A 26928-nucleotide genomic window follows, 5' to 3' on the forward strand; every position below is an offset into this window, starting at 1 on the left:
GAGCGTTACACGACTAAGACCCAAGTCTTAGCCGAGGCTGATCTGTACTTCCACACCGGCCGCCAGATCAAGCTTCATAAGTGCATCAACGGTTTTATCCGTTGGCTGGACGATGTCCAGTACGCGCTTATGAGTACGGATCTCGTACTGGTCACGCGCGTCTTTGTTGACGTGCGGGGAGACCAGAACGGTGAACCGCTCTTTACGGGTAGGCAGTGGAATTGGACCACGCACTTGAGCACCAGTACGTTTCGCGGTTTCCACGATTTCCTGGGTGGATTGGTCGATCAGGCGATGGTCAAAAGCCTTCAACCTGATACGGATTTGCTGATTTTGCATTGGATTTCAGACTCCGGCTGCTATTCCCAGCGAGCGCAATACGCCCGTTAAAAGGAGGCGCAATTCTATAGACGCCCCAGATAGGTGTCAACCCAATAAAAAAAGCCCCCGCTGAGCGGGGGCTTTTTCAAAACCTCGAAGCTAACTCAAAAAAGAGCTTACTCGATGATTTTAGCTACAACGCCAGCACCAACGGTACGGCCGCCTTCACGGATAGCGAAGCGCAGACCGTCTTCCATTGCGATGGTTTTGATCAGGGTAACAGTCATTTGAATGTTATCGCCTGGCATTACCATTTCAACGCCTTCTGGCAATTCGCAGTTACCAGTCACGTCAGTAGTACGGAAGTAGAACTGTGGACGGTAGCCTTTGAAGAACGGAGTGTGACGACCGCCTTCTTCCTTGCTCAGAACGTAAACTTCTGCGGTGAACTTGGTGTGCGGCTTAACGGTACCTGGCTTAACCAGAACCTGACCACGTTCAACGTCATCACGCTTGGTGCCGCGCAGCAGTACGCCGCAGTTCTCGCCAGCACGACCTTCGTCGAGCAGCTTGCGGAACATTTCAACACCGGTGCAAGTGGTAACGGTGGTGTCACGCAGACCAACGATTTCCAGTGGGTCTTGAACGCGAACGATACCACGCTCGATACGACCAGTCACAACAGTACCGCGACCCGAGATCGAGAATACGTCTTCGATTGGCATCAGGAATGGCTTGTCGGTCAGACGAACTGGTTCTGGGATGTAGCTGTCCAGAGTTTCAACCAGTTTACGAACGGCAGTGGTGCCCATTTCGTTGTCGTCTTTGCCTTCCAGCGCCATACGAGCAGAACCGATGATGATCGGAGTGTCGTCGCCTGGGAAGTCGTAAGTGCTCAGCAGATCGCGCACTTCCATCTCAACCAGTTCCAGCAGCTCAGCGTCGTCTACCAGGTCAGCCTTGTTCAGGAAAACCACGATGTACGGAACGCCTACCTGACGGGACAGCAGGATGTGCTCACGGGTTTGTGGCATCGGACCATCAGCGGCCGAGCAAACCAGGATCGCGCCGTCCATCTGGGCAGCACCAGTGATCATGTTCTTCACATAGTCAGCGTGACCTGGGCAGTCAACGTGAGCGTAGTGACGAATCTTCGAGTTGTACTCGACGTGCGCGGTGTTGATGGTGATACCACGAGCTTTTTCTTCTGGTGCGCTGTCGATTTTATCGAAATCAACGATTGCGGAACCGAATACTTCGGAGCAAACGCGAGTCAGAGCAGCAGTCAGAGTGGTTTTACCGTGGTCAACGTGACCGATGGTGCCAACGTTGACGTGCGGTAGGGAACGATCAAATTTTTCTTTAGCCACGACAATTAACTCCTTGCCTAAAGGACTGAATCAGCCTTGTTTTTTGGATACAGTTTCAGCGATGTGCGCCGGAGCTGTGTTGTATTTTTTGAATTCCATAGAGTAGCTTGCGCGACCCTGGGACATGGAGCGAACGTCGGTCGCATAACCGAACATCTCACCCAACGGAACCTCGGCGCGAATCACTTTGCCGGAAACCGTGTCTTCCATACCCAAGATCATGCCGCGACGACGGTTAAGGTCGCCCATGACATCACCCATATAGTCTTCAGGTGTAACAACTTCTACCGCCATGATTGGCTCAAGCAACTCACCACCGCCCTTCTGGGCCAGTTGCTTGGTTGCCATGGAAGCAGCCACCTTGAACGCCATCTCGTTGGAGTCGACGTCGTGGTAAGAACCGTCAAAAACGGTTGCTTTCAGGCCGATCAGCGGATAGCCGGCGACAACACCGTTCTTCATCTGCTCTTCGATACCCTTCTGGATAGCAGGGATGTATTCCTTAGGAACAACACCACCTACTACTTCGTTCACGAATTGCAGACCTTCCTGACCTTCGTCAGCAGGAGCAAAACGGATCCAGCAGTGACCGAACTGACCACGACCGCCGGACTGACGAACGAACTTGCCTTCGATTTCACAGTTCTTCGTGATGCGCTCACGATAGGAAACCTGAGGCTTACCGATGTTGGCTTCGACGTTGAACTCACGGCGCATCCGGTCAACCAGGATGTCCAGGTGCAACTCGCCCATGCCGGAGATGATCGTTTGACCAGTCTCTTCATCAGTCTTGACGCGGAAAGATGGATCTTCCTGAGCAAGTTTGCCCAGAGCGATACCCATTTTTTCCTGGTCATCCTTGGTCTTAGGCTCTACGGCAACCGAAATAACCGGCTCCGGGAAGTCCATACGAACCAGGATGATTGGCTTAGCAGCGTCGCACAAAGTTTCACCAGTGGTGACGTCCTTCATGCCGATCAGGGCCGCGATGTCACCAGCGCGCACTTCCTTGATCTCTTCACGGGCGTTTGCGTGCATTTGCACCATACGACCCACGCGCTCTTTCTTACCTTTAACCGAGTTGATCACGCCGTCGCCGGAGGCCAACACGCCCGAGTAAACGCGGACGAAAGTCAAGGTACCCACGAATGGGTCGGTTGCGATCTTGAACGCCAGAGCCGAGAACGGCTCGCTGTCATCGGCGTGACGCTCCATCTCTTCTTCCTCGTTATCAGGGTTGGTACCCTTGATAGCAGGAATGTCGGTTGGAGCAGGCAGGTAGTCGATAACGGCGTCGAGAACCAGGGGAACACCCTTGTTCTTGAAGGAAGAACCACAAACAGCCAAGACGATCTCACCAGCGATAGTACGCTGACGCAGAGCGGCCTTGATTTCCGCGTTGGTGAGTTCTTCACCTTCGAGGTACTTGTTCATCAGCTCTTCGCTGGCTTCGGCAGCAGCCTCAACCATGTTGTTACGCCACTCGTCAGCCAGCTCCTGCAGTTCAGCAGGGATAGGCTTACGAACAGGAACCATACCTTTGTCAGCGTCATTCCAGTAGACGGCTTCCATGGCGATCAGATCGATCTGGCCCTGGAAGTTATCTTCGGAACCGATTGCCAATTGAATTGGCACCGGAGTGTGACCCAGACGCTGCTTGATCTGACCGATCACGCGCAGGAAGTTGGCACCAGCACGGTCCATCTTGTTTACGTAAACAAGACGTGGAACGCCGTATTTGTTGGCTTGACGCCATACGGTTTCCGACTGAGGCTCAACACCCGAGGTACCGCAGAACACAACGACAGCGCCGTCGAGTACACGCAGGGAACGCTCAACTTCAATAGTGAAGTCTACGTGGCCTGGGGTATCGATAACGTTGAAGCGGTGCTCGTCTTTGTACTGCTTCTCGGAACCTTTCCAGAAGGCGGTAATAGCAGCAGAAGTAATGGTAATACCACGCTCCTGCTCCTGAACCATCCAGTCTGTGGTCGCGGCGCCGTCATGCACCTCGCCCATCTTGTGACTTTTGCCGGTGTAAAAAAGGACGCGCTCGGTGGTGGTGGTTTTACCAGCATCCACGTGAGCAACGATACCAATGTTACGGTAGCGATTAATCGGTGTAGTACGAGCCATAAAGCCCTCGCAAATTGAGTGACGCTGGATTTAGAAGCGGTAGTGCGAGAAAGCCTTGTTAGCTTCAGCCATACGGTGCACGTCTTCACGCTTCTTAACAGCAGCGCCTTTACCTTCAGCAGCGTCCAACAGTTCGCCAGCCAAACGCAGAGCCATAGACTTCTCGCCACGCTTACGGGCGAAGTCTACCAACCAGCGCATTGCCAGGGCGTTACGACGGGACGGACGAACTTCAACCGGAACCTGGTAAGTAGCACCGCCTACACGGCGCGATTTCACTTCGACCAGCGGAGCGATGGCGTCGAGAGCTTTCTCGAAGATTTCCAGGGGGTCGCTGTTCTTGCGTTCTTTAACCTTTTCCAGCGCGCCATAAACGATACGCTCGGCAACGGCTTTCTTGCCGCTTTCCATCACGTGGTTCATGAACTTGGCCAGGATTTGGCTTCCGTATTTTGGATCGTCAAGCACTTCGCGCTTGGCTGCTACGCGTCTTCTTGGCATGGATAAGCCCTCAAACGGTCTTCAGGTTCGCTCGGAATCGGTGCCCTTTCGGGACGCCTCCGACCTTACTCTTATCGACTCAGAAAATAAGATGATTCAGTTTTACAAAAAGCCGCTACTACTTAGGCTTCTTGGTACCGTACTTCGAACGACCCTGGTTACGACCTTTAACGCCGGAAGTATCCAAGGAGCCGCGTACGGTGTGGTAACGAACACCTGGCAAGTCTTTTACACGACCGCCGCGGATCAGTACCACGCTGTGCTCTTGCAGGTTGTGGCCTTCACCGCCGATGTACGAGGAAACCTCGAAACCGTTGGTCAGACGCACACGGCATACTTTACGCAGTGCCGAGTTAGGTTTTTTCGGCGTAGTGGTATACACGCGAGTGCATACGCCACGACGTTGCGGGCAGTTCTGCAGCGCAGGTACGTCGGATTTCTCGACGATACGCTTACGCGGCTGACGTACCAGCTGGTTGATAGTTGCCATCTACTAGCTCCACTGTTGTCTTGCGACGCTATTGTCTTGCAAGAAAAGCAAAATGGCAGGAACGAATTCCCGCCAAATTTAGGGGTACAAGAGTCTAAAGAGGATCTTGCCCCCAGTCAAGGCAAGGCCCCGACCTCCCCTCTCAACGAACCGGGGCAAAACTGCCTCGATCCGACGAATGGGGGCTGCCAGGGCCCAGACTTATTTATCGCAGAACTCAGTTACCGCTTGAGTTCAGCGCTTCGGTCAGTGCAGCTTCCACTTCACTGGCGCTTACGCGCAACGGCTTGTCAGCATCACGGCGGCGCTTGCGCTCGCTGTGGTAAGCCAAACCGGTACCGGCTGGGATCAGACGACCCACAACCACGTTTTCTTTCAGGCCGCGCAGGTAATCGCGCTTGCCGGTTACCGCTGCTTCGGTCAGTACGCGAGTGGTCTCCTGGAAGGAGGCCGCCGAGATGAACGACTCAGTGGACAACGACGCCTTGGTGATACCCAGCAGTACACGAGTAAATTTGGAAACAAATTTCTCGTCGGCTGCCAGACGTTCGTTTTCTACCAGTACGTGAGTCAGTTCCATCTGGTCGCCCTTGATGAAACTGGAATCGCCGGATTCAGCGATTTCAACTTTACGCAGCATCTGACGCAGGATGGTCTCGATGTGCTTATCGTTGATCTTCACGCCTTGCAGACGGTAAACGTCCTGGATCTCGTTAACGATGTACTTGGCCAGCGCACTCACACCCAGCAGACGCAGGATGTCGTGTGGATCGCTCGGACCGTCGGAGATAACTTCGCCGCGGTTTACCTGTTCGCCTTCGAACACGTTCAGGTGACGCCACTTCGGAATCAGCTCTTCATACGGATCGCTACCGTCGTTCGGGGTAATGACCAGACGGCGCTTGCCCTTGGTCTCTTTACCGAACGCGATGGTGCCGCTGACTTCAGCCAGAATCGACGCTTCTTTCGGACGACGAGCTTCGAACAAGTCGGCAACACGCGGCAGACCACCGGTGATGTCACGGGTCTTCGAAGTCTCTTGCGGGATACGCGCGATAACGTCACCGATCGCGATCTTCGCACCATCCGCTACACCGACCAGGGCGTTGGCTGGCAGGAAGTACTGAGCGATTACGTCAGTGCCTGGCAGCAACAGATCCTTGCCGTTGTCATCGACCATCTTCACGGCAGGACGGATGTCTTTACCGGCAGCTGGACGATCTTTCGCGTCGAGGACTTCAATGTTGGTCATACCGGTCAATTCGTCAGTCTGACGCTTGATCGTGATGCCTTCTTCCATGCCCACGTAGGTCACGGTACCTTTCATTTCGGTAACGATTGGGTGAGTGTGCGGATCCCACTTGGCCACGATTGCGCCAGCGTCGACCTTGTCACCTTCTTTAACCGAAATCACAGCACCATACGGCAGCTTGTAGCGCTCACGCTCACGACCGTAGTCGTCAGCGATTGCCAGCTCACCGGAACGGGACACCGCAACCAGGCAACCATCCACTCGCTCAACGTGCTTCAGGTTGTGCAGGCGGACGGTACCGCCGTTCTTCACCTGAACGCTGTCGGCTGCGGAGGTCCGGCTTGCCGCACCACCGATGTGGAATGTACGCATGGTCAGTTGGGTACCCGGCTCACCGATGGACTGGGCAGCGATAACGCCGACCGCTTCACCGATGTTCACCTGGTGACCACGAGCCAAGTCACGGCCATAGCACTTGGCGCAAATGCCGAAGCGGGTTTCGCAGCTGATCGGCGAACGAACGATCACTTCGTCGATGCTGTTGAGTTCGATGAACTCGACCCACTTCTCGTCAACCAGGGTGCCGGCAGGAACGATAATTTCCTCGGTACCCGGCTTGAATACGTCACGGGCAATAACACGGCCCAATACGCGCTCACCCAGCGGCTCTACAACGTCACCGCCTTCAATGTGCGGTGTCATCAGCAGGCCGTGCTCGGTGCCGCAATCGATCTCGGTTACAACCAGATCTTGTGCAACGTCTACCAGACGACGAGTCAGGTAACCGGAGTTAGCGGTTTTCAACGCGGTATCCGCCAGACCTTTACGAGCACCGTGAGTAGAGATGAAGTACTGAAGTACGCTCAAACCTTCACGGAAGTTCGCAGTAATCGGCGTTTCGATGATGGAACCGTCCGGCTTGGCCATCAGGCCACGCATACCGGCGAGCTGACGGATCTGCGCAGCAGAACCCCGTGCGCCCGAGTCGGCCATCATGTACATCGAGTTGAAAGACTCTTGATCGACTTCTACGCCATGACGGTCGATAACCTTCTCTTTCGAGAGGTTAGCCATCATCGCCTTCGACACTTCGTCGTTGGCCTTGGACCAAAGGTCGATCACTTTGTTGTACTTCTCGCCCTGGGTTACCAGGCCGGAGGCGTACTGGCTTTCGATCTCTTTCACTTCATCGGTGGCAGCACTGATGATGCGGGCTTTTTCATCCGGGATAACGAAGTCGTTAACACCGATGGAAACGCCGGAAATGGTCGAATAGGCAAAACCGGTGTACATCAACTGGTCAGCGAAGATCACGGTCTCTTTCAGACCAACCACGCGGTAGCACTGGTTGATCAGCTTGGAGATCGCCTTTTTCTTCATCGGCAGGTTGACGACGTCGTAAGACAAACCTTTTGGCACAACCTGGTACAACAGCGCACGGCCGACAGTGGTGTCGACGATACGGACATTGCTCACGCTGCCGCCGTCACGGTCGTTCACGGTTTCGTGAATCCGCACTTTGACCTTGGCGTGCAGTGCGGCTTCGCCGGCACGGAACACACGGTCAACTTCCTGCAGGTCAGCGAACACACGACCTTCGCCCTTGGCGTTGATCGCTTCACGGGTCATGTAGTACAGACCCAGTACAACGTCCTGCGACGGAACGATGATTGGCTCACCGTTGGCTGGCGACAGGATGTTGTTGGTCGACATCATCAACGCACGCGCTTCCAACTGGGCTTCCAGTGTCAGCGGTACGTGCACGGCCATTTGGTCGCCGTCGAAGTCGGCGTTGTACGCAGCACAGACCAGAGGGTGCAGCTGGATAGCCTTACCTTCGATCAGTACCGGTTCAAACGCCTGGATACCCAGACGGTGAAGGGTCGGTGCACGGTTGAGGAGAACCGGGTGTTCGCGGATCACTTCAGCGAGAACGTCCCAAACCTCTGGCAGTTCGCGCTCGACCATTTTCTTGGCCGCTTTGATCGTGGTCGCGAGACCGCGCATTTCCAGCTTGCCGAAGATGAACGGCTTGAACAGCTCAAGGGCCATCTTCTTAGGCAGACCGCACTGATGCAGACGCAGGGTCGGGCCTACGGTAATTACCGAACGACCGGAGTAGTCAACACGCTTACCGAGCAAGTTCTGACGGAAACGACCTTGCTTACCCTTGATCATGTCAGCCAGGGATTTCAGAGGACGCTTGTTCGAACCGGTGATAGCGCGGCCACGACGACCGTTGTCGAGCAGGGCATCGACGGCTTCTTGCAACATACGCTTTTCGTTGCGCACGATGATGTCCGGAGCGGACAGATCGAGCAGGCGCTTCAAGCGGTTGTTACGGTTGATCACGCGGCGGTACAGGTCGTTGAGGTCGGACGTCGCGAAACGACCACCGTCCAACGGTACCAGCGGACGCAGGTCTGGCGGCAGAACCGGCAGAACGGTCAGCACCATCCACTCTGGCAAGTTGCCGGAACCCTGGAAGGCTTCCATCAACTTCAGACGCTTGGACAGCTTCTTGATTTTGGTTTCGGAGTTGGTTTGCGGAATCTCTTCACGCAGACGGCCAATCTCGTGTTCCAGGTCGATAGCGTGCAGCAGTTCGCGGACAGCTTCGGCACCCATGCGGGCATCGAAATCGTCGCCGAACTCTTCCAGCGCTTCGAAGTACTGCTCGTCGTTCAGCAGCTGACCTTTTTCAAGGGTGGTCATGCCTGGATCGATAACGACATAGCTCTCGAAGTAGAGAACGCGTTCGATATCACGCAGGGTCATGTCCATCAGCAAGCCGATACGGGACGGCAGCGATTTCAGGAACCAGATGTGGGCAACCGGCGAAGCCAGTTCGATGTGCGCCATGCGCTCACGACGAACCTTGGCCAGTGCAACTTCAACGCCGCACTTCTCGCAGATCACACCACGGTGCTTCAAGCGCTTGTACTTACCGCACAGGCACTCGTAATCCTTTACCGGGCCAAAGATCTTGGCGCAGAACAGGCCGTCACGCTCGGGTTTGAACGTACGGTAGTTGATGGTTTCCGGCTTTTTAACTTCACCGAACGACCACGAACGGATCATCTCAGGCGATGCCAGTCCAATACGGATGGCGTCGAACTCTTCGACTTGACCCTGGTTTTTCAGCAAATTCAGTAGGTCTTTCAAGGCCTTTCCTCCTGGCGGAGCAGAGAGCGGGCCAAATAGCCCCGCTCTCGATTCGCGTCACGTGTTATTCGGTTTCCAGATCGATATCGATGCCGAGGGAACGAATTTCTTTGATCAACACGTTGAAGGACTCGGGCATGCCCGGCTCCATACGGTGATCGCCGTCCACGATGTTTTTGTACATCTTGGTCCGACCGTTCACATCGTCCGACTTCACTGTGAGCATTTCTTGCAGAGTGTAAGCAGCACCGTATGCTTCCAGTGCCCAGACCTCCATCTCCCCGAAACGCTGACCACCGAACTGAGCCTTACCACCCAGCGGCTGCTGGGTAACCAGGCTGTACGAACCGGTAGAACGAGCGTGCATCTTGTCGTCTACCAAGTGGTTCAGCTTCAGCATGTACATGTAGCCAACAGTAACCGGGCGCTCGAACTTGTTGCCGGTGCGGCCGTCGAACAGCTGCATCTGGCCGCTTTCGGGCAGGTCTGCCAGTTTCAGCATGGCCTTGATTTCGCTTTCCTTGGCACCGTCGAACACCGGGGTAGCCATTGGAACGCCGCCGCGCAGGTTCTTCGCCAGATCCAGGATTTCCTGGTCGGAGAAGGTATCCAGCTCTTCTTTGCGGCCGCCGATCTCGTTGTAGATCTCGTGCAGGAACTTGCGCAGGTCAGCAACCTTGCGCTGCTCTTCGATCATACGGTTGATCTTCTCGCCCAGACCTTTGGCCGCGAGGCCCAGGTGGGTTTCGAGGATCTGACCAACGTTCATACGCGAAGGTACGCCCAACGGGTTGAGGACGACGTCGACCGGGGTGCCATTGGCATCGTGCGGCATGTCTTCAACCGGCATGATCACGGAGACCACACCCTTGTTACCGTGACGACCGGCCATCTTGTCGCCCGGTTGGATGCGGCGACGGATTGCCAGGTAAACCTTGACGATTTTCAGCACGCCTGGAGCCAGGTCATCGCCCTGCTGCAGTTTGCGCTTCTTGTCTTCGAACTTGTCGTCCAGCAGACGGCGGCGATCGACGATGTAGGCCTGGGCCTTCTCGAGCTGCTCGTTCAGAGCGTCTTCAGCCATGCGCAGTTTGAACCACTGGCCGTGCTCAAGACCGTCGAGGACTTCGTCGGTGATGTCCTGACCTTTCTTCAGGCCCGCGCCGCCTTCGGCCTTGTGGCCTACCAGAGCGGAACGCAGACGTTCGAAGGTCGCGCCTTCAACGATACGGAACTCTTCGTTCAGGTCCTTGCGGATCTCGTCGAGCTGGGTCTTCTCGATGGACAGTGCACGAGCATCACGCTCAACGCCGTCGCGGGTGAAGACCTGTACGTCGATGACAGTACCTTTGGTACCGGTCGGTACGCGCAGGGAGGTGTCTTTAACGTCGCTGGCTTTTTCACCGAAGATGGCACGCAACAGCTTCTCTTCCGGAGTCAGTTGGGTCTCGCCTTTCGGAGTGACCTTACCGACCAGGATGTCGCCTGCGCCAACTTCAGCACCTACGTAAACGATACCGGCTTCGTCCAGCTTGTTCAGTGCAGCTTCACCCACGTTCGGGATGTCTGCAGTGATTTCCTCTGGCCCAAGCTTGGTATCACGCGCCACACAGGTCAGTTCCTGGATGTGGATCGTGGTGAAGCGGTCTTCTTGAACCACACGCTCGGACAGGCAGATGGAGTCTTCGAAGTTGAAGCCGTTCCATGCCATGAACGCGATACGCATGTTCTGGCCCAACGCCAGTTCACCCATGTCGGTGGACGGGCCGTCAGCCATGATGTCGCTGCGCTGAACGCGATCACCCTTACGCACCAGCGGACGCTGGTTGATGCAGGTGTTCTGGTTCGAGCGGGTGTATTTGGTCAGGTTGTAGATGTCGACACCGGCTTCGCCAGTTTCAACTTCGTCATCGGCAACACGCACCACGATACGGCTGGCATCAACGGAGTCGATCACGCCGCCACGACGAGCCACGACGCAAACGCCGGAGTCACGGGCTACGTTACGCTCCATGCCGGTACCTACCAGCGGCTTGTCAGCACGCAGGGTCGGTACAGCTTGACGCTGCATGTTGGAACCCATCAACGCACGGTTGGCGTCATCGTGTTCCAGGAACGGGATCAGCGACGCGGCGACCGAAACTACCTGCTTGGGCGATACGTCCATCAAGGTGACGTCTTCCGGCGCCTTGACGGTGAACTCGTTCAAGTGACGAACAGCTACCAGCTCGTCGACCAGGACCTTCTTCTCGTTCATCGTGGCCGAAGCCTGAGCGATCACGTGATCGGCTTCTTCGATGGCGGACAGGAATACGATCTCGTCGGTGACCAGAGCGTCTTTCACCACACGGTACGGGCTCTCAAGGAAGCCGTACTGGTTGGTGCGCGCATAGGCGGCCAGGGAGTTGATCAGACCGATGTTCGGACCTTCCGGCGTTTCGATCGGGCAAACACGACCGTAGTGCGTCGGGTGTACGTCACGGACTTCGAAGCCAGCACGCTCACGGGTCAGACCGCCCGGGCCCAGTGCAGATACACGGCGCTTGTGGGTGATCTCGGAGAGCGGGTTGTTCTGGTCCATGAACTGCGAGAGCTGGCTGGAACCGAAGAACTCTTTCACCGCCGCAGCCACTGGCTTGGCGTTGATCAGGTCTTGCGGCATCAGGCCTTCGCTTTCAGCCATCGACAGACGCTCTTTGACCGCACGCTCAACACGTACCAGGCCAACGCGGAACTGGTTCTCGGCCATTTCGCCTACGCAGCGAACACGACGGTTACCCAGGTGGTCGATGTCATCGACGATGCCTTTGCCGTTACGGATGTCGACCAGAGTCTTCAGGACCGCAACGATGTCTTCCTTGCACAGCACGCCCGAACCTTCGATCTCGGTACGACCGATACGACGGTTGAACTTCATCCGGCCGACCGCAGACAGGTCATAGCGCTCAGGGCTGAAGAACAGGTTGTTGAACAGGGTTTCGGCAGCGTCTTTGGTCGGTGGCTCGCCAGGACGCATCATGCGATAGATCTCGACCAGCGCTTCCAATTGGTTGCTGGTGGAGTCGATCTTCAGGGTGTCGGAGACGAACGGACCGCAGTCGATATCGTTGGTGTACAAGGTCTCGATGCGAACAACCTGGGCCTTGGCGATTTTTGCCAGGATCTCGGTGTTCAGCTCGGTGTTGCACTCAGCCAGGATTTCGCCTGTGGCCGGGTGAACGATGACCTTGGCGGTCGTGCGACCCAGGACGTAGTCCAGAGGCACTTCCAGCGACTTGATACCGGCTTTTTCGATCTGGTTGATGTGGCGCGCAGTGATACGGCGGCCGGCTTCAACGATGACCTTGCCATTTTCGTCCTGGATATCCAGGACAGCAATTTCACCACGCAGACGCGAAGCGATCAGTTCCAGGCTGAGGGTTTCGTCCTTCAGGCTGAACACGTTGGTGGTGTAGAAAGCATCAAGCACTTGCTCAGTGGTATAGCCGAGCGCGCGCAGCAGTACCGAGGCCGGCAGCTTGCGACGACGGTCGATACGCACGAACACGCAGTCTTTCGGGTCGAACTCGAAGTCCAACCACGAACCACGGTACGGAATGATCCGCGCGGAGTACAGGAGCTTACCGGAGCTGTGCGTCTTGCCGCGGTCGTGGTCGAAGAACACGCCCGGGGAACGGTGCAGCTGGGAAACGATAACACGCTCGGTACCGTTGATAACGAAGGTACCGTTTTCAGTCATCAATGGGATTTCGCCCATGTAGACTTCTTGCTCTTTGATGTCCTTGATCGCTTTGTTCGACGATTCTTTGTCGAAAATGATCAGACGGACTTTTACCCGCAAAGGTACGGCGTACGTAACACCGCGCAACACGCATTCTTTGACATCAAATGCCGGTTCGCCCAGGCGATAACCGACGTACTCCAGCGCAGCATTGCCGGAGTAGCTGATGATCGGGAAAACGGATTTGAAGGCCGCATGCAGGCCCACGTCGCGGAACTGATCTTTGGTCGCTCCCGCCTGCAAGAATTCACGATACGAATCCAGCTGGATAGCCAGAAGGTACGGGACATCCATGACGTCCGGCAACTTGCTAAAGTCCTTGCGGATACGTTTTTTCTCAGTATATGAGTAAGCCATCAGCGTTCCCCAGCTTGGTCACCTGCTTGTTTGGCCCTCCCGACGGGAGCAGCCAGAAAATCTTGCAAACCCCTTGGTTTGCACCACCGCACCGGGTGGCTACAGCACGTTAATGGCGGCGACCGAGTCGACAGCCAAGAACGGAAAAAGGCCGGTGGCAAGAGCCACCAGCCATCAGCCTTCAGCTTAACGCTTGGGCTGGAGACGCAAGGTCGATGCTTACTTCAGCTCGACTTTAGCGCCTGCTTCTTCCAGAGATGCTTTGGCTTTGTCAGCTGCGTCTTTGGCAACAGCTTCCAGAACCAAGGCAGGAGCGCCGTCAACTACAGCCTTGGCTTCTTTCAGGCCCAGACCGGTCAGTTCACGAACTGCCTTGATCACGTTTACTTTCTTCTCGCCAGCTTCCAGCAGCATGACGTTGAATTCGGTTTGCTCTTCAGCAACAGCAGCAACAGCGGCTGGGCCAGCGGAAGCAGCGGCAGCAGAAACGCCGAATTTTTCTTCGAAAGCTTTGATCAGCTCAACAACCTGCAGAACCGACATTTCAGCTACGGCGTTGAGGATATCTTCTTGGGAGATAGACATTACTGTATTTCCTGAATTGGGGGACGGCCTACGCGGCCATCGAAATAAACAAAAATACGCGAGAGAAAATGCTCAGCCTTAGGCTGCGGCAGCTTCTTTTTGCTCGCGAACTGCAGCCAGAGTACGAGCCAGCTTGCTGGTAGCGCCTTGAATCACGCTCATCAGTTGCGAAATAGCTTCGTCACGGGTCGGCAGTGTTGCCAGTACGTCGATTTGGTTAGCTGCGAGGAACTTGCCCTCGAACGCAGCTGCCTTGATCTCGAACTTGTCCTGACTCTTGGCGAACTCTTTGAACAAACGGGCAGCAGCGCCTGGATGTTCTTTGGAGAACGCGATCAGAGTCGGGCCGGTGAACACGTCGTTGAGGACACTGTATTCAGTGTCAGCAACAGCGCGCTTGAGCAGGGTGTTACGTACAACACGTACGTATACGCCAGCTTCACGAGCCTCTTTACGGAGTCCGGTCATAGCGCCTACTGTCACACCACGGGCATCAGCCACGACAGCGGACAGAGCAGCTTTGGCAGCCTCGTTGACTTCAGCGACGATGGCCTTCTTGTCTTCGAGATTAATTGCCACGGGTTTAACTCCTGCTTGTTACCGTTTCATCTGGCCGAAGCCGGATGTCGTTTTGGTGTCTGATTCGGTAAGGAACCGGGAGCACCATCTGCGTAGGCTTGAGGTTTAAGACTTGCGTCGCCTACGGTCTTGGATAGCCCCCGCCAGGCAGGGACCCCAATTTTTTCAATTGGCGCGATCGCTCACGCCAACTTGTGTCTTATACGTCCAGCGAGCCTTGGTCGATGACCAGACCTGGGCCCATAGTGGTGCTCAGGGTAACGCGCTTGACGTAGATGCCTTTCGAGGAAGCTGGTTTGATACGCTTCAGATCAGCGATCAGGGCTTCAACGTTTTCCTTCAGCTTGACGGCATCGAAGCCGACTTTGCCAACGGAAGTGTGAATGATGCCGTTTTTGTCGGTGCGATAACGAACCTGACCAGCCTTGGCGTTTTTAACCGCGGTAGCGACGTCTGGGGTTACGGTGCCGACTTTTGGGTTAGGCATCAGGCCACGTGGACCAAGGATCTGACCCAACTGACCTACAACGCGCATTGCATCCGGGGAAGCAATAACGACGTCATAGTTCAGGTCGCCGCCTTTCATTTCGGCAGCCAGGTCGTCCATGCCAACGCGATCGGCGCCGGCGGCCAGAGCAGCTTCAGCTGCTGGACCTTGGGTGAAGACAGCAACACGTACAGTCTTGCCAGTACCGTGTGGCAGCACAGTAGCGCTACGAACGACCTGGTCGGATTTACGTGGGTCAACACCCAGGTTCACAGCAACGTCAACCGACTCGCTGAACTTGACAGTCGACAGCTCGGTCAGCAGGGCAGCAGCGTCTACAAAGTTGTAGGCCTTGCCTGCTTCGATTTTGCCGGCGATAGCCTTTTGGCGCTTGGTCAGCTTAGCCATTACACACCCTCCACGTTAAGGCCCATGCTACGAGCAGAACCGGCGATGGTACGCACGGCTGCATCCATATCAGCTGCAGTCAGATCCGCGTTTTTGGTTTTCGCGATTTCTTCCAGCTGAGCACGAGTCACGGTGCCAACCTTAACGGTGTTAGGACGAGCGGAACCGCTAGTCAGACCAGCAGCTTTCTTCAACAGAACCGAAGCCGGGGTCGACTTGGTTTCGAAGGTGAAGCTACGGTCGCTGTATACAGTGATGATCACTGGAGTCGGCAGACCTGGCTCAAGACCCTGAGTACGGGCGTTGAAGGCCTTGCAGAATTCCATGATGTTCACGCCGTGCTGACCCAGAGCTGGACCGACGGGTGGGCTAGGGTTGGCCTGAGCGGCCTTCACTTGCAGCTTGATGTAAGCGGTAATCTTCTTGGCCATGAGGCACTCCAATTACGGGTTCGAACGCCTCGAAAGGCTCCCCGGTTACTTGCGCGTTTATCCCAGTGACGACAAAACCCCACAGCCTAGGCTGCGGGGTTGGGATGCTTGCTCAGTTAGACCTTTTCGACCTGACTGAACTCCAACTCTACCGGAGTAGAGCGTCCGAAAATGAGCACTGCCACTTGGATCCGGCTCTTTTCGTAGTTAACTTCTTCGACGGTGCCGTTGAAATCAGCAAACGGACCATCGGTGACACGAACAACCTCACCTGGCTCGAACAACGTCTTCGGCTTAGGCTTGTCGCTACCGTCAGCAACACGACGCAGAATCGCTTCTGCTTCTTTGTCGGTGATCGGAGCAGGCTTATCGGCAGTACCGCCAATGAAGCCCATGACACGAGGGGTATCCTTGACCAAGTGCCAAGTACCTTCATTCATGTCCATCTGAACCAGCACGTAGCCCGGGAAGAACTTGCGTTCACTCTTGCGCTTCTGCCCATTCCGCATTTCAACCACTTCTTCAGTGGGAACCAGAATTTCGCCGAAGCCATCTTCCATGCCTGCCAGCTTTACGCGCTCCAGCAAAGAGCGCATAACATGCTTCTCGTAACCCGAGTAAGCATGCACAACGTACCAACGCTTAGCCACGGGACACCCTTAGCCAACAATCAAGGAAACAAGCCAGCCGAGCAGGGAATCAAGCCCCCACAACAGCAACGCCATAACCAGAACAACAGCCACAACAATCAACGTGGTCTGCGTGGTTTCTTGGCGAGTCGGCCAAACGACTTTACGAATTTCGGTGCGAGCTTCCTTTACCAGGACCGCGAAAGACTTGCCTTTGGCAGTCTGCAGGCCTACAAAGGCAGCTACAGCAGCGAGGGCGAGCAAAGCGAGTACGCGGTACAGGATCGGCGAAGCAGAATAGTACTGATTGCCAACAACGCCTACGACCACCAATGCGACTACAGCGAGCCACTTGACCAGATCGAAACGAGAGCTTTGAGCTTCAGCCTTAGGAGTCATCTATGAAGATCCTGTGAAAAGAAAGCCAGATACACCACGTGAATCTGGCAGGTCAGGAGGGAATCGAACCCCCAACCTACGGTTTTGGAGACCGTCGCTCTGCCAATTGAGCTACTGACCTAAAACAAAATCAGGCCGACCATTATGCAGGCCTGAAAAAGACTTTACAACAGCCAACCCCTAGAGACTTGAAACCAACCGGCGAAAACGCCCGTTACAACAGAATCAAGCCGAGATAGCCGTTAAAACAAAGGCAGATATTTTCATATCTGCCTTGTTATATGGAGCTCTTGAGCGGATTTGAACCGCTGACCTCACCCTTACCAAGGGTGTGCTCTACCAACTGAGCTACAAGAGCAAAACACGCTGCACAACCTGCAAACTTGGAGCGGGTAGCGGGAATCGAACCCGCATCATCAGCTTGGAAGGCTGAGGTTCTACCACTAAACTATACCCGCGGAGCTTGCAGCTCACGCTAAAAATGGTGGAGGGGGAAGGATTCGAACCTTCGAAGTCGTAGACGTCAGATTTACAGTCTGATCCCTTTGGCCGCTCGGGAACCCCTCCTAAGCGAGCCGGCATTCTACATCATGCCAGCCTTCTGTCAAGCATTTTCTCATTAAAAATATGAGGTTAGCTGCGTTGACCTTCGCTTCACGCTGTAGGCCTTAAAGGTCTTCACTGCGAAGCGGGCGCCATTCTATGCAAACTATTCGAGAGTTGCAATGCCTTCGCACAGCATTATTTTATGTTTTAACTCATTGAATTCCTTAGCAAGGTTTTCAAACGGCAGATCCTCAGCCAGACGCCGGCTTTCAGGGGCCACACGAAGCCAGTAACCGGACGCCTCAGATGTGCTCAACAGTTGAACCTTGACCTTTATATCCAGGCTCGTGAGGCGCTGCTCAAGCGACTGCGCCTGGCGCTGGTCGGCAAAGCCGCCGATGTATAAGCAGGTATTCTGCGCCTCGGGCGCTTTTGCTCGGTCACGCCGGGACACCGAGTCCGAGGACTCGCTTAGCAGCCGAATATCCTGCTGAGGGCCACGATACAGACTCAGGGGCGTGACATCCTTGGCGCGCAACGGCGCCTCTTGCTGATGCCAAACGTAATAGAAGGCATTAAGAACGAGTAAAAGCAAAAACAGCCAACGCATAAACACCTCAGGACAATGGACACGCCATAGCCAGACCAACGAAAACCAGGTCCGGGACCAACCGCGCCTGCGGCACGGCGTCCGAGACCAGATCAGCATCCCCACCCGTCAGGAATACGGTGAAATCATCACCCCAGTAGCTGCGGGCCAACTCGAGCTGGGTCAACACGAAGCCCCTGAGCATCAGCGTACAACCACGCTCGACAGCCTCCGCGGTCGTGCGCCCGGGGGAGAGCCGCTCCAGGGCACGTTCAGCCGCCGCGTCGTCGTAGCGTATCTTGCGGGTGTGCGTGCGCAACTGGTTGCGCATCAACGGCATGCCGGGGCAAATGAAGCCGCCCAGGTGCTGGCCGTCTGCCGCGATGAAATCGGCGGTGGCTGCGGTACCAAAATCGAGTACCAGGCACGCGCCCGGAGCCAACTTGAAGCCGCCCAGCATCGCCAGCCAGCGATCAAGACCAAGGCGTTCGAAGTCTTGGTAGCCATTGCGCACGCCAGCCATCTCACGCGCGGGGACAGCACAGGAGACGACAACACCGAAAGCCCCTTGCAAAGCCTCGACCAGCTTATTGGTCTCTTCTGAAGCCCGAACACTCACCAATCGGCAACGCGCCAACGACAGGCCTGGTAGCGCTGCCAGGCTTTCGATCAATGCGAGGTCCGACCCCACAACACCTTCGGCGCAAGCTTTCGCCTGATCCGATTCAAGTACGCGCCATTTGATAAAGCTATTCCCACAGTCGAGCTCAAGAATCATCACGCAACCTCAGGCTTAGCTCACCACCGCTGTATATTTTTTCAACACCATCGACGCTCAAACGCAACGCACCCTGGCGGTCGACCCCCAGAACCACCCCGTCAACCTGATTGACTCCAGCAATGAGGGACACCGCCCTGCCCTGCCATAAGTGATTCTGCTCCCACTCCTCCTGAAGCGCCGCAAAGCCGGAGGCCGCGTGTCGCTCCAAGTAACGTTGCAACTGCAGCCCCAGCCGCGCCACCAGTAGATTGCGATCTACGGGAGAGCCCGTTTCAAGCTGCACCGACGTCCACTGCTGATCGATTGCCGCGACTTTCTGCATATTTACGTTGATGCCGATCCCGAGCACAACGTGGCAGATATCAGCAGGATCGCCGACCAACTCCAGCAGGATACCGGCAATTTTCTTCTGCCCCACCAAGACATCGTTTGGCCATTTCAAGGCGGCTCCTTGCACGCCCGACTCGCGCAAGGCCTGCATGACCGCAAGCCCCACAACCAGGCTCAGCCCCTCTAGCTGCCGCAGACCGCCCTCGATGCGCAGCACGAGGCTGTAATACACATTCTGAGCGAACGGGCTGACCCACTTGCGCCCCCGTCGACCTCGCCCGGCGCTCTGCTGCTCGGCGAGCACCAGGAATGGTGCCGCGCAACCCGCATCGACAAGGCGCAAGGCTTCAGCATTGGTGGAGTCAATGGAATCGGATATGTGGACGGGCCACGCCAGAGAAGGCGCCTTCAGCGCGATGTCTTCGGCATTCAAGAACACCAGCGGCGATGCCAATTGGTACCCCCTGCCACGCACTTTGTGGATGGGCAGGTTTAACTCAGCCTCAAGATGCTGAAGCTGCTTCCATACAGCACTGCGACTGACGCCCAGGGCAGCGCCCAGCGCTTCCCCGGAGTGGAATCGACCATCTTTCAGAAGTTTTAACAACGTCAGCATGCAAGTATCGCCTCACAATGAGGCACGCATGATAGCCATGCGCAGGGTCATTGCATAGAAAGGCCGGGCCTTAGCACTGACGTCCGTCGCAAAGAGCCACTTGACCTTTCCGACAGCCCAAAACAAAACCCCTGTCTGCGTAAGCAAACAGGGGTTCTGGAATTTAATCTTGACGATGACCTACTCTCACATGGGGAAACCCCACACTACCATCGGCGATGCATCGTTTCACTGCTGAGTTCGGGATGGGATCAGGTGGTTCCAATGCTCTATGGTCGTCAAGAAATTCGGGTACTGAGTCGTGGCCAGCTGGCCTCGCTTCAGCAAATTGGGTATGTGATAGTTTTCGGTGTTTTGTAAGAGTCGAACTTTCGGTTCGTTTCGTCTTCACACACCGCAATCTGGTCTCTTTCGAGTTCGCAAATTGCTTGGGTGTTATATGGTCAAGCCTCACGGGCAATTAGTATTGGTTAGCTCAACGCCTCACAGCGCTTACACACCCAACCTATCAACGTCGTAGTCTTCGACGGCCCTTCAGGGGACTCAAGGTCCCAGTGAGATCTCATCTTGAGGCTAGTTTCCCGCTTAGATGCTTTCAGCGGTTATCTATTCCGAACATAGCTACCCGGCAATGCCACTGGCGTGACAACCGGAACACCAGAGGTTCGTCCACTCCGGTCCTCTCGTACTAGGAGCAGCCCCTCTCAAATCTCAAACGTCCACGGCAGATAGGGACCGAACTGTCTCACGACGTTCTAAACCCAGCTCGCGTACCACTTTAAATGGCGAACAGCCATACCCTTGGGACCGGCTTCAGCCCCAGGATGTGATGAGCCGACATCGAGGTGCCAAACACCGCCGTCGATATGAACTCTTGGGCGGTATCAGCCTGTTATCCCCGGAGTACCTTTTATCCGTTGAGCGATGGCCCTTCCATACAGAACCACCGGATCACTAAGACCTACTTTCGTACCTGCTCGACGTGTCTGTCTCGCAGTCAAGCGCGCTTTTGCCTTTATACTCTACGACCGATTTCCGACCGGTCTGAGCGCACCTTCGTACTCCTCCGTTACTCTTTAGGAGGAGACCGCCCCAGTCAAACTACCCACCATACACTGTCCTCGATCCGGATAACGGACCTGAGTTAGAACCTCAAAGTTGCCAGGGTGGTATTTCAAGGTTGGCTCCACGCGAACTGGCGTCCACGCTTCAAAGCCTCCCACCTATCCTACACAAGCAAATTCAAAGTCCAGTGCAAAGCTATAGTAAAGGTTCACGGGGTCTTTCCGTCTAGCCGCGGATACACTGCATCTTCACAGCGATTTCAATTTCACTGAGTCTCGGGTGGAGACAGCGCCGCCATCGTTACGCCATTCGTGCAGGTCGGAACTTACCCGACAAGGAATTTCGCTACCTTAGGACCGTTATAGTTACGGCCGCCGTTTACCGGGGCTTCGATCAAGAGCTTCGCGTTAGCTAACCCCATCAATTAACCTTCCGGCACCGGGCAGGCGTCACACCCTATACGTCCACTTTCGTGTTTGCAGAGTGCTGTGTTTTTAATAAACAGTCGCAGCGGCCTGGTATCTTCGACCGGCATGAGCTTACGGAGCAAGTCCTTCACCCTCACCGGCGCACCTTCTCCCGAAGTTACGGTGCCATTTTGCCTAGTTCCTTCACCCGAGTTCTCTCAAGCGCCTTGGTATTCTCTACCCAACCACCTGTGTCGGTTTGGGGTACGGTTCCTGGTTACCTGAAGCTTAGAAGCTTTTCTTGGAAGCATGGCATCAACCACTTCGTCATCTAAAAGATGACTCGTCATCAGCTCTCGGCCTTAGAATCCCGGATTTACCTAAGATTCCAGCCTACCACCTTAAACTTGGACAACCAACGCCAAGCTGGCCTAGCCTTCTCCGTCCCTCCATCGCAATAACCAGAAGTACAGGAATATTAACCTGTTTTCCATCGACTACGCTTTTCAGCCTCGCCTTAGGGACCGACTAACCCTGCGTCGATTAACGTTGCGCAGGAAACCTTGGTCTTTCGGCGTGGGTGTTTTTCACACCCATTATCGTTACTCATGTCAGCATTCGCACTTCTGATACCTCCAGCAAGCTTCTCAACTCACCTTCACAGGCTTACAGAACGCTCCTCTACCGCATCACTTACGTGATACCCGTAGCTTCGGTGTATGGTTTGAGCCCCGTTACATCTTCCGCGCAGGCCGACTCGACTAGTGAGCTATTACGCTTTCTTTAAAGGGTGGCTGCTTCTAAGCCAACCTCCTAGCTGTCTAAGCCTTCCCACATCGTTTCCCACTTAACCATAACTTTGGGACCTTAGCTGACGGTCTGGGTTGTTTCCCTTTTCACGACGGACGTTAGCACCCGCCGTGTGTCTCCCATGCTCGGCACTTGTAGGTATTCGGAGTTTGCATCGGTTTGGTAAGTCGGGATGACCCCCTAGCCGAAACAGTGCTCTACCCCCTACAGTGATACATGAGGCGCTACCTAAATAGCTTTCGAGGAGAACCAGCTATCTCCGAGCTTGATTAGCCTTTCACTCCGATCCACAGGTCATCCGCTAACTTTTCAACGGTAGTCGGTTCGGTCCTCCAGTTAGTGTTACCCAACCTTCAACCTGCCCATGGATAGATCGCCCGGTTTCGGGTCTATTCCCAGCGACTAGACGCCCTATTAAGACTCGCTTTCGCTACGCCTCCCCTATTCGGTTAAGCTCGCCACTGAAAATAAGTCGCTGACCCATTATACAAAAGGTACGCAGTCACCTAACAAAGTAGGCTCCCACTGCTTGTACGCATACGGTTTCAGGATCTATTTCACTCCCCTCTCCGGGGTTCTTTTCGCCTTTCCCTCACGGTACTAGTTCACTATCGGTCAGTCAGTAGTATTTAGCCTTGGAGGATGGTCCCCCCATATTCAGACAAAGTTTCTCGTGCTCCGTCCTACTCGATTTCATGACTAAGAGATTTTCGCGTACAGGGCTATCACCCACTATGGCCGCACTTTCCAGAGCGTTCCGCTAATCTCAAAGCCACTTAAGGGCTAGTCCCCGTTCGCTCGCCACTACTAAGGGAATCTCGGTTGATTTCTTTTCCTCAGGGTACTTAGATGTTTCAGTTCCCCTGGTTCGCCCCTTACACCTATGTATTCAGTGTAAGGTAACCATCTTATGATGGCTGGGTTCCCCCATTCAGAGATCTCCGGATCAAAGTCTGTTTGCCGACTCCCCGAAGCTTTTCGCAGGCTACCACGTCTTTCATCGCCTCTGACTGCCAAGGCATCCACCGTATGCGCTTCTTCACTTGACCATATAACCCCAAGCAATCTGGTTATACTGTGAAGACGACATTCGCCGAAAATTCGAATTTCTCAATTAAGAGAACTCACAAATTTTACCTTAGCCTGATCCGTTACCAGTGAAAGTAACGTTCAGTCTATCTTTCTATCACATACCCAAATTTTTAAAGAACGATCTAATCAAAGACTAGAAATCAACATTCACCATCATCACGATGGAATGCTCATTTCTAAGCTTTCAAACTTCAGAAGCAGTAGTGGTGGAGCCAAACGGGATCGAACCGTTGACCTCCTGCGTGCAAGGCAGGCGCTCTCCCAGCTGAGCTATGGCCCCGTATTTCTACAGGTTCCCACACAAAATTGGTGGGTCTGGGCAGATTCGAACTGCCGACCTCACCCTTATCAGGGGTGCGCTCTAACCAACTGAGCTACAGACCCAATTTCGGGCTGCTTCTTATCGTCTTCTTCAATGAATCAAGCAATTCGTGTGGGAACTTATGGAGCAGCTGATGTCGTCGATTAAGGAGGTGATCCAGCCGCAGGTTCCCCTACGGCTACCTTGTTACGACTTCACCCCAGTCATGAATCACACCGTGGTAACCGTCCCCCCGAAGGTTAGACTAGCTACTTCTGGTGCAACCCACTCCCATGGTGTGACGGGCGGTGTGTACAAGGCCCGGGAACGTATTCACCGCGACATTCTGATTCGCGATTACTAGCGATTCCGACTTCACGCAGTCGAGTTGCAGACTGCGATCCGGACTACGATCGGTTTTCTGGGATTAGCTCCACCTCGCGGCTTGGCAACCCTCTGTACCGACCATTGTAGCACGTGTGTAGCCCAGGCCGTAAGGGCCATGATGACTTGACGTCATCCCCACCTTCCTCCGGTTTGTCACCGGCAGTCTCCTTAGAGTGCCCACCATTACGTGCTGGTAACTAAGGACAAGGGTTGCGCTCGTTACGGGACTTAACCCAACATCTCACGACACGAGCTGACGACAGCCATGCAGCACCTGTCTCAATGTTCCCGAAGGCACCAATCTATCTCTAGAAAGTTCATTGGATGTCAAGGCCTGGTAAGGTTCTTCGCGTTGCTTCGAATTAAACCACATGCTCCACCGCTTGTGCGGGCCCCCGTCAATTCATTTGAGTTTTAACCTTGCGGCCGTACTCCCCAGGCGGTCAACTTAATGCGTTAGCTGCGCCACTAAGAGCTCAAGGCTCCCAACGGCTAGTTGACATCGTTTACGGCGTGGACTACCAGGGTATCTAATCCTGTTTGCTCCCCACGCTTTCGCACCTCAGTGTCAGTATCAGTCCAGGTGGTCGCCTTCGCCACTGGTGTTCCTTCCTATATCTACGCATTTCACCGCTACACAGGAAATTCCACCACCCTCTACCATACTCTAGTCAGTCAGTTTTGAATGCAGTTCCCAGGTTGAGCCCGGGGATTTCACATCCAACTTAACTAACCACCTACGCGCGCTTTACGCCCAGTAATTCCGATTAACGCTTGCACCCTCTGTATTACCGCGGCTGCTGGCACAGAGTTAGCCGGTGCTTATTCTGTCGGTAACGTCAAAACAATCACGTATTAGGTAACTGCCCTTCCTCCCAACTTAAAGTGCTTTACAATCCGAAGACCTTCTTCACACACGCGGCATGGCTGGATCAGGCTTTCGCCCATTGTCCAATATTCCCCACTGCTGCCTCCCGTAGGAGTCTGGACCGTGTCTCAGTTCCAGTGTGACTGATCATCCTCTCAGACCAGTTACGGATCGTCGCCTTGGTGAGCCATTACCTCACCAACTAGCTAATCCGACCTAGGCTCATCTGATAGCGCAAGGCCCGAAGGTCCCCTGCTTTCTCCCGTAGGACGTATGCGGTATTAGCGTCCGTTTCCGAACGTTATCCCCCACTACCAGGCAGATTCCTAGGCATTACTCACCCGTCCGCCGCTCTCAAGAGAAGCAAGCTTCTCTCTACCGCTCGACTTGCATGTGTTAGGCCTGCCGCCAGCGTTCAATCTGAGCCATGATCAAACTCTTCAGTTCAAACATCTTTGGGTTTTTAAGAAACCCTAAACTTGGCTCAGCAATCGTTGGTTACATCTTTGATTTCTCGCGGAGTAACTTGTGATGCTGATAATCTTGTTGACTATCAGTCTGACTCCACAAGCACCCACACGAATTGCTTGATTCAGTTGTTAAAGAGCGGTTGGTTAAGATCTTTCGTCTCAACCGAGGCGCGCATTCTACAGCAGCCTCATTTGCTGTCAAGTGATTATTTTCAGAAGTTTTCAAAGTTTCCTTTGTAACTTCAACCACTTGCGCTTCCGATCTCTCGTTAGCGGGAGGCGAATTCTACAGCGTTACACGCTGCTGTCAACACCTCTTTTTCTCCGCTTTCGACCGAGAAGATCGAAACGTTAATAGAGCCAAACAACATTGCTCTACCAACTCCTTCCAGGCTTCGATGAACTGAAGCAGGTCGCTGTCGAATCTTGCGTAACTCTTTGTTTACCAAGGAGTTTTCCGTTTCGACTGCGCCGGAAGTGGGGCGAATTATAGACAGATATAAATCGCCGTCAACAGTTAATTTCAGACTTATTCGGATTTGAGCGTAATACGCGCAAATGCCTTCTTCCCAGCCTGGCAAACATGGGTCGCACCCAGCGCGTATATAAAGGTGCGATCAACCACTTCACCATCGATACGCACACCACCGGAACCCAAGAGGTCACGCGCGACCGCCGAGTTCTTCACCAGGCCTGCCTTATTAAGGACGGCCGCGATCGGCATTGCCTCGGCAGCAGTCAGCTCGATCTCCGGCAGATCATCCGGCAGCTCACCATCCTTCATCCGGTTGCCCGCCGCACGGTGAGCACTGGCCGCAGCCTCCTCGCCATGGAAACGCGCAACAATCTCTTCAGCCAGCTTGATCTTCACGTCGCGAGGATTGGCACCCGCCTCGACATCCGCACGCAGCGCATTGATCTCATCCATCGAGCGGAAGCTCAACAGCTCGAAGTAACGCCACATCAGCGCATCCGGAATCGAAACCAGCTTGCCGTACATCACGCCCGGCGCTTCCTGGATACCGACATAGTTGCCCAGGGACTTGGACATCTTCTTGACGCCGTCCAACCCCTCCAGCAACGGCATGGTCAGAATGCACTGAGCCTCTTGCCCATACGCACGCTGCAGCTCACGCCCCATCAGAAGGTTGAACTTCTGATCGGTGCCACCCAACTCAACGTCAGCGCGCAACGCCACCGAGTCATAGCCCTGGACCAGCGGGTACAGGAACTCATGAATCGCGATCGGCTGGTTGGTCGAATAGCGCTTGTCGAAGTCATCGCGCTCAAGCATGCGCGCCACGGTGTACTGGGATGTCAGACGAATGAAGTCCGCCGGCCCCATCTTGTCCATCCAGGTGGAGTTGAACGCCACCTCGGTCTTGGCCGGATCGAGAATCTTGAACACCTGGGTCTTGTAGGTCTCGGCATTCTCGAGAACCTGTTCACGGGTCAGCGGCGGACGCGTGGCGCTCTTGCCGCTTGGATCACCGATCATTCCGGTGAAATCCCCTATAAGGAAGATCACCTGATGCCCCAGGTCCTGGAACTGGCGCAGCTTATTGATAAGCACGGTATGGCCCAGGTGCAGATCCGGCGCAGTCGGATCAAAGCCGGCCTTGATACGCAGGGGCTGGCCACGCTTGAGCTTTTCGATCAGCTCCGCCTCGACCAACAGTTCTTCCGCACCACGTTTTATCAGCGCTAGCTGCTCTTCAACCGACTTCATAACAGACCCGCAAGGCTCAGATTCAAAAGGGAACCAACCATACAAG

Annotated in this window: 17 protein-coding genes, 6 tRNA genes and 3 rRNA genes; all 26 read right to left on the reverse strand. The window is 54.8% G+C overall.

Annotated features, from left to right (window positions below; translation table 11 throughout):
• Positions 1–27 precede the first annotated feature (27 nt).
• The gene (rpsJ, locus tag JN756_RS28980; RefSeq protein ID WP_003186070.1) at positions 28–339 is read right to left on the reverse strand and encodes a 30S ribosomal protein S10; all 312 of its coding nucleotides are present in this window, start codon (positions 337–339) and stop codon (positions 28–30) included.
• Positions 340–497: 158 nt separating this feature from the next.
• Positions 498–1691, reverse strand: a complete 1194-nt coding sequence (gene tuf / locus JN756_RS28985; RefSeq protein ID WP_017848801.1) for an elongation factor Tu — start codon at positions 1689–1691, stop codon at positions 498–500.
• A 30-nt stretch (positions 1692–1721) separates the two neighbouring features.
• A complete protein-coding gene (gene fusA / locus JN756_RS28990; protein WP_017848800.1) occupies positions 1722–3827 on the reverse strand; it encodes an elongation factor G in 2106 nt (701 codons plus the stop codon).
• A gap of 30 nt (positions 3828–3857) precedes the next feature.
• Positions 3858–4328, reverse strand: coding sequence for a 30S ribosomal protein S7 (gene rpsG / locus JN756_RS28995; protein WP_002555493.1), 471 nt, complete (start codon positions 4326–4328; stop codon positions 3858–3860).
• A gap of 118 nt (positions 4329–4446) precedes the next feature.
• On the reverse strand, positions 4447–4818 hold the full coding sequence (gene rpsL, locus JN756_RS29000; RefSeq protein ID WP_002555494.1) for a 30S ribosomal protein S12: 372 nt from the start codon (positions 4816–4818) through the stop codon (positions 4447–4449).
• 217 nt (positions 4819–5035) lie between these two features.
• Complete coding sequence (gene rpoC / locus JN756_RS29005) at positions 5036–9235, reverse strand: DNA-directed RNA polymerase subunit beta' (RefSeq protein ID WP_017848799.1); 4200 nt, start codon at positions 9233–9235, stop codon at positions 5036–5038.
• Positions 9236–9299: 64 nt separating this feature from the next.
• Positions 9300–13373 carry a DNA-directed RNA polymerase subunit beta gene (gene rpoB, locus JN756_RS29010; protein ID WP_017848798.1) on the reverse strand — a complete coding sequence of 1358 codons (4074 nt, stop codon included), beginning with the start codon at positions 13371–13373 and terminating at the stop codon, positions 9300–9302.
• A gap of 219 nt (positions 13374–13592) precedes the next feature.
• Positions 13593–13958 (reverse strand): 50S ribosomal protein L7/L12, encoded by a 366-nt coding sequence (gene rplL / locus JN756_RS29015; protein WP_057005470.1) that lies wholly within the window; start codon positions 13956–13958, stop codon positions 13593–13595.
• A gap of 78 nt (positions 13959–14036) precedes the next feature.
• A complete protein-coding gene (rplJ, locus tag JN756_RS29020; RefSeq protein ID WP_016969477.1) occupies positions 14037–14537 on the reverse strand; it encodes a 50S ribosomal protein L10 in 501 nt (166 codons plus the stop codon).
• Between the two features lie 199 nt (positions 14538–14736).
• A complete protein-coding gene (gene rplA / locus JN756_RS29025; RefSeq protein WP_003232403.1) occupies positions 14737–15432 on the reverse strand; it encodes a 50S ribosomal protein L1 in 696 nt (231 codons plus the stop codon).
• On the reverse strand, positions 15432–15863 hold the full coding sequence (rplK, locus tag JN756_RS29030; protein ID WP_003176435.1) for a 50S ribosomal protein L11: 432 nt from the start codon (positions 15861–15863) through the stop codon (positions 15432–15434). The genes rplA and rplK overlap by 1 nt, the downstream gene beginning before the upstream one ends.
• A 116-nt stretch (positions 15864–15979) precedes the next feature.
• Positions 15980–16513 carry a transcription termination/antitermination protein NusG gene (nusG, locus tag JN756_RS29035; RefSeq protein ID WP_003176436.1) on the reverse strand — a complete coding sequence of 178 codons (534 nt, stop codon included), beginning with the start codon at positions 16511–16513 and terminating at the stop codon, positions 15980–15982.
• Between the two features lie 9 nt (positions 16514–16522).
• The gene (gene secE / locus JN756_RS29040) at positions 16523–16891 is read right to left on the reverse strand and encodes a preprotein translocase subunit SecE (protein ID WP_003194658.1); all 369 of its coding nucleotides are present in this window, start codon (positions 16889–16891) and stop codon (positions 16523–16525) included.
• A gap of 45 nt (positions 16892–16936) precedes the next feature.
• Positions 16937–17012 (reverse strand) — tRNA-Trp (locus tag JN756_RS29045).
• 161 nt (positions 17013–17173) lie between these two features.
• Positions 17174–17249: transfer RNA gene (locus JN756_RS29050), tRNA-Thr, on the reverse strand.
• A 26-nt stretch (positions 17250–17275) separates the two neighbouring features.
• Positions 17276–17349, reverse strand: a tRNA-Gly gene (locus tag JN756_RS29055).
• Between the two features lie 24 nt (positions 17350–17373).
• Positions 17374–17458 (reverse strand) — tRNA-Tyr (locus JN756_RS29060).
• A 142-nt stretch (positions 17459–17600) separates the two neighbouring features.
• Entirely contained in the window at positions 17601–18047 is a 447-nt protein-coding gene (locus JN756_RS29065) for a hypothetical protein (protein ID WP_126586793.1), read from the reverse strand.
• 7 nt (positions 18048–18054) lie between these two features.
• Complete coding sequence (locus tag JN756_RS29070; protein WP_108525571.1) at positions 18055–18804, reverse strand: pantothenate kinase; 750 nt, start codon at positions 18802–18804, stop codon at positions 18055–18057.
• Complete coding sequence (gene birA / locus JN756_RS29075) at positions 18794–19753, reverse strand: bifunctional biotin--[acetyl-CoA-carboxylase] ligase/biotin operon repressor BirA (RefSeq protein ID WP_017848794.1); 960 nt, start codon at positions 19751–19753, stop codon at positions 18794–18796. The genes JN756_RS29070 and birA overlap by 11 nt, the downstream gene beginning before the upstream one ends.
• Positions 19754–19920: 167 nt before the next feature.
• Positions 19921–20036: ribosomal RNA gene (rrf, locus tag JN756_RS29080) — 5S ribosomal RNA — on the reverse strand.
• 156 nt (positions 20037–20192) lie between these two features.
• Positions 20193–23084: ribosomal RNA gene (locus JN756_RS29085) — 23S ribosomal RNA — on the reverse strand.
• A 247-nt stretch (positions 23085–23331) separates the two neighbouring features.
• A tRNA-Ala gene (locus JN756_RS29090) sits at positions 23332–23407 on the reverse strand.
• 27 nt (positions 23408–23434) lie between these two features.
• Positions 23435–23511, reverse strand: a tRNA-Ile gene (locus tag JN756_RS29095).
• A gap of 82 nt (positions 23512–23593) precedes the next feature.
• Positions 23594–25130 (reverse strand): 16S ribosomal RNA (locus tag JN756_RS29100).
• Together the 16S, 23S and 5S rRNA genes with 2 tRNA genes alongside form the textbook arrangement of a ribosomal RNA operon.
• Before the next feature lie 552 nt (positions 25131–25682).
• Positions 25683–26882, reverse strand: coding sequence for a tyrosine--tRNA ligase (tyrS, locus tag JN756_RS29105; protein WP_017847777.1), 1200 nt, complete (start codon positions 26880–26882; stop codon positions 25683–25685).
• Between the last annotated feature and the right edge of the window lie 46 nt (positions 26883–26928).

The sequence above is a fragment of the Pseudomonas sp. Y39-6 genome, from assembly GCF_023651955.1.
Lineage (GTDB): Bacteria > Pseudomonadota > Gammaproteobacteria > Pseudomonadales > Pseudomonadaceae > Aquipseudomonas > Aquipseudomonas veronii.